8 protein-coding genes are annotated in these 6,082 nt (G+C 47.2%); 3 read left to right on the forward strand and 5 right to left on the reverse strand.

Translation table 11 applies throughout. The features are described 5' to 3' along the window. Positions 1-6 precede the first annotated feature (6 nt). Complete coding sequence (locus AC5JLP_RS27535) at positions 7-819, forward strand: ABC transporter ATP-binding protein (RefSeq protein ID WP_496071037.1); 813 nt, start codon at positions 7-9, stop codon at positions 817-819. Between the two features lie 76 nt (positions 820-895). Here AC5JLP_RS27535 and AC5JLP_RS27540 read toward each other — a convergent pair whose 3' ends face one another. From AC5JLP_RS27540 to AC5JLP_RS27560, 5 genes are all read right to left on the reverse strand, one after another. Continuing rightward, on the reverse strand, positions 896-1,438 hold the full coding sequence (locus tag AC5JLP_RS27540; protein ID WP_496071038.1) for a peroxiredoxin-like family protein: 543 nt from the start codon (positions 1,436-1,438) through the stop codon (positions 896-898). Positions 1,439-1,520: 82 nt separating this feature from the next. After that, entirely contained in the window at positions 1,521-2,402 is an 882-nt protein-coding gene (locus AC5JLP_RS27545; RefSeq protein WP_496071039.1) for an alpha/beta fold hydrolase, read from the reverse strand. Positions 2,403-2,543: 141 nt separating this feature from the next. Then, complete coding sequence (locus AC5JLP_RS27550) at positions 2,544-3,158, reverse strand: TetR/AcrR family transcriptional regulator (protein WP_496071040.1); 615 nt, start codon at positions 3,156-3,158, stop codon at positions 2,544-2,546. Positions 3,159-3,335: 177 nt separating this feature from the next. Next, on the reverse strand, positions 3,336-3,878 hold the full coding sequence (locus AC5JLP_RS27555) for a DUF5895 domain-containing protein (RefSeq protein WP_496071041.1): 543 nt from the start codon (positions 3,876-3,878) through the stop codon (positions 3,336-3,338). Positions 3,879-3,897: 19 nt separating this feature from the next. Then, positions 3,898-4,449, reverse strand: coding sequence for a DUF5895 domain-containing protein (locus AC5JLP_RS27560; RefSeq protein ID WP_496071042.1), 552 nt, complete (start codon positions 4,447-4,449; stop codon positions 3,898-3,900). Positions 4,450-4,571: 122 nt separating this feature from the next. On the opposite strand from AC5JLP_RS27560, the gene AC5JLP_RS27565 reads away from it, so the two are divergent. Next, positions 4,572-5,921, forward strand: a complete 1,350-nt coding sequence (locus tag AC5JLP_RS27565; protein ID WP_496071043.1) for a type IV secretory system conjugative DNA transfer family protein — start codon at positions 4,572-4,574, stop codon at positions 5,919-5,921. Between the two features lie 37 nt (positions 5,922-5,958). Continuing rightward, positions 5,959-6,036: a hypothetical protein gene (locus AC5JLP_RS27570; protein ID WP_496071045.1), complete on the forward strand. Its 78-nt coding sequence runs from the start codon at positions 5,959-5,961 to the stop codon at positions 6,034-6,036. The last annotated feature ends 46 nt before the right edge of the window (positions 6,037-6,082 follow it).

Below are 6,082 nucleotides of genomic sequence, written 5' to 3' on the forward strand. Positions count from 1 at the left end.
AAAAATATGTCCTTGACTGTTTCGCGTCTCTATAAACAGTTTTCAGTAAGGCAAGGAACCTTTGCTGCTCTCAAAGACATCAATTTAGAAGTGAATTGGGGAGAACTAGTTTGCATTGTAGGTGCCTCTGGTTCAGGTAAGTCTACACTGCTTCGACTGATTGCCGGACTTGACCGACCGTCTGCGGGGGAGATCTGCGTAGATGGTCTGCCAGTCACGGCTCCTGGTGCAGATCGAGGCATGGTGTTCCAGCGGTATACGCTTTATCCCTGGATGACAGTTGCACAGAATGTTGGATTTGGACTGAACTTACAAGGGGTTCCCCGTTCCGATCGGCAACAGCAAGTTTGCCATTACCTGGATGTAGTCGGCTTATCCCAATTTGCTGAATCTTATCCCAAGGAGCTTTCGGGGGGAATGAAACAGCGAGTGGCGATCGCTCGTGTGTTAGCCTGTGAGCCTAAAATTTTGCTTTTAGATGAACCTTTCGGGGCACTGGATATACAGACTAAAGAGACGATGCAGCAATTTTTACTTCAAGTTTGGCGGCAAACTGGTGTTACTATTCTTATGATCACACATGATATTGAAGAAGCTGTCTTTCTCGCACAGCGGGTGTATGTCATGAGTGCCCATCCTGGAACTATCAAGCAAGAATTGATCATGCAATGGTTGGAAGATAAAACGGAACACGGTTATCATCAAATACGACGTTCACCCAAATTTCAAAATTATCGACAGCAGATAGCAGATTTGCTACAGCGAAGAGAAGATTTAATTTGTGATGAACATCCAACTGCCTTGATTAGAGAATACTAGAAAAAACGGTTGAGATCTGAAGGAATTGCCTGCCTGCAGGCTGAGAGTTTTGTAATTCCAAGATCCTACATCTGAATTAAACTTCTGTACCACGTAAAGGATAATCGTGGTTCAAAACATAATCTAACCCAGACAATAACGTGTCTAATGCAGGACGACCATAAGGGGCATTATTCACTCCAGCAAAGAAGAGAATACCGTTTGGCTTGACGAGAAATAATCCAGGTTCATTAAATAAAGGTGGTTCCTCTGCAAGTTTACCTTTGGAGATGTACAATCCCCATTGCTGCATGGCTTCACGGGTTAATCCATAGCCGATTTGCAGTTTCTGCAACCCCCAATTCTCTTTTGATTCAATGGCGCGTTCATAAGTATCGCCGCTAATGACAATGCACTCAATACCGATCGCGTTAAACTGCTCTAGCTTACGTTCCAGTTCTTGTAAATACTCTATACAAAGGGGACAGTGAAGCCCACGATAGAATACAATCATCGTAAAGGCACGGGGTGTTTGTTCAAATAAGTTCCAACGAGTTCCAGATAGAATCTCAACCTCCAAAGCAGGAACTAACTGTCCGGGAATCAAACGAATTGCGGTAGGCATCATTGGTGTAGCCATGATCTCAGCACTCCTGACAGGTGAGGAAAAAGCAATTTGTCGAATACAAAGTTGACTGAATAAAAAAGCAGGAACATGACGTTCAGGTCGAACTGGCAAAGAACTCCAATAAAGCCTTGGAAAACTGCTTTGGAGTATCTTGCTGCACCCAATGGGACGCATCTTCAATTCCTTGGAAAATGGCACCTGGAATCTCGCTAGCTAGTTGCATTCCGTCTTCTGACTTTTGCCAAGGGTCATCCATGCCCCATAGGATTAGGGTTGGAGCTGTAATTGTGTTATGTCGATCCACCAGTGCCATTGTTTGATTGGCATTGAGGGCAGACGCATTGCGAAGTAGGCTTAGTTTACCTTCTTCATCCGACCAAGGTGCGATGATTCCCGCTCGAAAGTCTGGGGTGAGTCGGCTTTTATTTGAAAGGCCTGCTGCGAGGCTGGCTTCAAGGGCTTCAACCAAATCTACAATTGAGCGTGTTTTCCAGCGCAGAGGATGTCCAAAATCGAGCATGTCATCGTCAAAGCGGTCATAGCAAACGGAATTTGTGATGATCAGTCGATTGACAACCTCTGGGTGCTCGATTGCTAAAATCAGGGCGACTGCACCCCCCGTATCGTGACCCACAACATCCACCTGTTCAAGGCCAATGGCTGCAAGCAAAGCAACAATCATGCGTGCTTGGTCTTGGAACGATCGATCAAAGCGATCGCGACGATCTGACCAGCCATGACCGAGAAAATCCGGTGCTAGAACCCGATAACCCGCCTGTACTAGGATTGGAATCACCGCATGGTAGAGGTACCCCCAAGTCGGTATACCGTGCATCAATAGAATGGTGCCAAACTTCGCCTCCCCGCTATCGATGTACCGAATTGTGACTGGAATGTGGGCTGCGGCACCAGTCGGCAACACCAGTTCTTGTTGCACAGCTCTGAATTCTTGCCAACTGCTCCAATTTAATTGCATATCCTCAGCTCCTTGAAAAACGTATCCGTAAACATGAAACACTTTTTATGAATCTACATTCATAAATTTGATGGAGCAAACTCTTATCGAGTATTGCTGCTGAATTAATCAGTTTTCTAAATGTGCAAATCTCCGTGATGATTACAAATCACGACATTCGATCGAGGCAAGAAAGGCTCGGAACACTGCTTCAGCAAAGGATGGATCGTTACTAACCCGTCTTCGCAGTAAAACCCCATCGCCAACCGCGACAGCCTGTTGAGCTAAGTCAATAGCTGAAATGGTTACGGTAATCTCGCCTTGAGTCTGACCTGCCTCAATTACTTGCTCAAATGCCTGAATGAGACGTTTTGTTGCAGTTTCAATAATTTGAGCAACCTTAGGATCAGACTGACCAATTTCCGCAGATGTATTCACAAACAAACATCCTGATGTAGTTTCTCGCTGTGCATCTTCAAGCCATTCGGCAAATGCTGCACGAATATTTTTGAGGGGAGATCCTGGCGCTTCCAACTGATTGATAATTGATTGCACCTGAGTTTCAGCATAATGACTCAAGGCTTGATAAAACAGAGATTCCTTATCGCCAAATGCGTACACAAGGCTTTGACGATGCAACCCTGTTGCCTGTTCGAGGGAGGCATATGTTGTCCTAGAAAATCCAGAATTCCAAAATACATGCATTGCCTGTGTTAGAACAGTATCTCGATCAAACTCTCGAGGTCTTCCAAGCGCCTCCTTAACTTTTCTTGACATGTAGTTTTTATGAATTTATATTCACTAAATATAATGAATGCAGATTCATAAAATGTCAATACGTCAAACTTAGTAAATCTAAATGCAGTTGTTCAATAATCTTTTATGGTGAGATCTGCTATTGCTAAAACTAGCAATAGCAGAAACTGGTAATACAATTCAGGAAGACGGCTTGAACTATTCCTCGTCGTCATCCTCAAAATCAAAGTCTTCATCGTTTAACTCTGCATCTGAGTCCTCCAAGTCATCTAGAAAGTCTTCATCCTCCTCAATTGGTTTGATCTTTCGTGGAGGTTTAGAAGATTTTGTATTCAAGGTTTTGGCAGTCACACCATTCTTATGAGGCGGCAATACCTCAACTTCCACAGCTTCTACCTCTCCTGGCAAGGCAGGCAAAGACTGATGTTCCGTAAATCCAGCGATCGCATCATGCTGCTGCCAGATCAGCGCCTTTGCCGTAGGAGTGCCCAAATAGAGGAGAGGCAGGGTTTCGATCGTCGGTTTGGTATATGCCACCGTCTTACAGCAGTCGTGTTTGTTCTTGCCCTCCCCTTCCTTAACGGCTTTAAACTCCACCTCCAACACTCCCAAACTCCGCCATCGATCGTTCTTGCCGCTGAAAGGCACATTGAAGTAGTCAGCGAATGTTTTTTCCAGCGCACGGTAGAACTCCTCACGGGCTGATTTAAAGCTCCAGAGTGCGACATTTTTGAATCGCACGACGAATGCCTACGGCACGCTACGCGAACGGCATCGTATGCAGGGGTTGATTATCCTCATCCAGAAACAGCAGCGCATGTTCTGAGCAGACATCCATCGATTTCTTGTCCAGGCTATTGCGGTACTCATCGTAGAGTCCAACAACCGTACCGCCCAGGTCTTCCACATCCGACTTGTAGCGAATGTATTCGGGCACAAATGCCAGCACGAGCAACCGGGCTTCCGTAATCAAAAGACCCGTCACATCTTCAGTGAAAGTAACCGTCGTGAGGTCATCTTCATCCGGCATGGCAAGCCAGCCCGCCTTTTCCAACTGATCGATCGGAATCAGAATCCCGGCTGGCTTATCATTAACCACAATGCCGTAGGGCAACTGCGGTCGGCGCACCTGATTGTAGACATCGCTGAGTAGGTCTGTGTCAACCTCAAAGTCTTCTGGCTCCGTCCTGTCGGTTCGAGCCGCACGAGAGTTGGTTGCCGCAGTTGATTTTGGTGATTTGGGAGTAGCTGTCTTAGCACCCGTTCTGGCAGTGCTGGTAGAGCTATTTCTAGAGTTCGTTGGTTTAACCATTGCAGTGCAGCCAAATGAATTATCCCAACGCTGAGGCGTTAGCCTGAGACGCTATCTGAAACAGAATTTGGGTATTGAGCCTTGGGAAATCGCGAACTGACAAGTCAGCGCAAGCTATCGCATTGCCTCACCCCCTAAAAAATATCCAGGTAGCTGATCCACTCATCGACCTGCAATCGTTAGAATTTCTGCTAGAATCTCAGCCTTTTGCTATGTCTCTCCCCTTGCCGACCCATTGGAACTCCCTTGCTGGCAGTAAAAGCCCTACATCTACTGCTTTGATGCAGGTGCCGTCCTATTCCCAACCATTGGCAGCGATCGACTTTGGCAAAATGTTTCAGCAATACAACACTCCCCAGGGCTGGATGATGCTGGGTGGGTTGGTGGTCGTATTATTGCTGCTCCGCATCAGTGGATCGAGTAAGGGCAAAATTACTACGGGCAAACTGTGTGGCACAGCGGAGAAACTCGCTGCAACCGGCCTCTCACTTAAACAAATCCGGGAACGCAAACACAACAAAGTAACGCTCTGGTCTGGCACACCTCGTTATTGGGCAAAAGGAGCATGGCGCGGGGTGATAACAACAATACAAACCACATTGGGAGCATCCCCAACGGTTTGGTTTCCCAGTTCTGAACGAGGTACATTGGTCATTGGCGCTCCTGGCTCTGGAAAGACTTATTCCACAATCGATCGAATGCTGGAAAGTGCTATGCAACAGGGCTTTCCCATTCTGCTCTACGACAAAAAGGGGGATCAGATGCGCCTCCATGCACCCCTGGCAGCGCGATATGGGTATCAGGTCAGAGTCTTTGCACCAGGAGAAGCCTTCAGTGGCGTGATTAACCCGTTGGATTACATGCGGGATGCGCGAGATGGAGTAATGGCAGGGGAGATTGGTAAAGTCATTAATCGTAACGCCAGAGAGGGCGATGGCGGGCGGAGCGATGAATTCTTCACCAAGGCAGGAGACTTGCTGGCAAAGGCATTGCTACAACTGGTCAAAGGTTCTCGCTATCCCGATATGGCAATGCTCTACGCCGTGTTGCGCCTGCCTAACTTGGTGCATCGAATCGATTATGCGGTGCAATCCAAACAGTTAGATGAATGGGTCGCTACCTCTTTTGTACAGTTCCTCAGTGCGAAGGACGCTGAAAAAACAATCTCTGGTATCCTAACGACCGCCGCAGGCACCTTCTCATCGTTCATTCAAGCAGACCTGCTCCGAGCCTTTATTGGCAAATCCACGATTCCAACTCGCTTGGAAGGGCGAGAGATCGTAGTATTCAAGTTGGATGATGAGCGTCGCAGTGTGGTGGGTCCGCTACTGGCTGCTGCAATTCACCTAATGATTGTGGGCAATCTCAGCACACCCCGCAAAGACCCGCTGATTATCTCTTTAGACGAGTTGCCCTCGATCAAGCTCGAATGCCTTCGGCACGCTACGCGAACGTTTACCACAATGGATTAACGAATACCGTTCTAATGGAGCCTGCTTCATCCTGGGCATTCAAAGCTTGGCTCAACTCTATGACATCTATGGGGACAAAATGGGCGCAGCGATACGTGCTAACACACCTGATTGACTGACAGAAGTAAGGGCTTATCGGCGGAAAGTCTTGATGATTGCAG

It is taken from the genome of Stenomitos rutilans (assembly GCF_059505485.1).

Excerpts from the sequence above, each read along its gene's own strand:
- AC5JLP_RS27535 (WP_496071037.1), top strand. The coding sequence starts at position 7 with ATGTCCTTGACTGTTTCGCGTCTCTATAAACAGTTTTCAGTAAGGCAA.
- AC5JLP_RS27540 (WP_496071038.1), bottom strand. The coding sequence starts at position 1,438 with ATGGCTACACCAATGATGCCTACCGCAATTCGTTTGATTCCCGGACAG.
- AC5JLP_RS27545 (WP_496071039.1), bottom strand. The coding sequence starts at position 2,402 with ATGCAATTAAATTGGAGCAGTTGGCAAGAATTCAGAGCTGTGCAACAA.
- AC5JLP_RS27550 (WP_496071040.1), bottom strand. The coding sequence starts at position 3,158 with ATGTCAAGAAAAGTTAAGGAGGCGCTTGGAAGACCTCGAGAGTTTGAT.
- AC5JLP_RS27560 (WP_496071042.1), bottom strand. The coding sequence starts at position 4,449 with ATGGTTAAACCAACGAACTCTAGAAATAGCTCTACCAGCACTGCCAGA.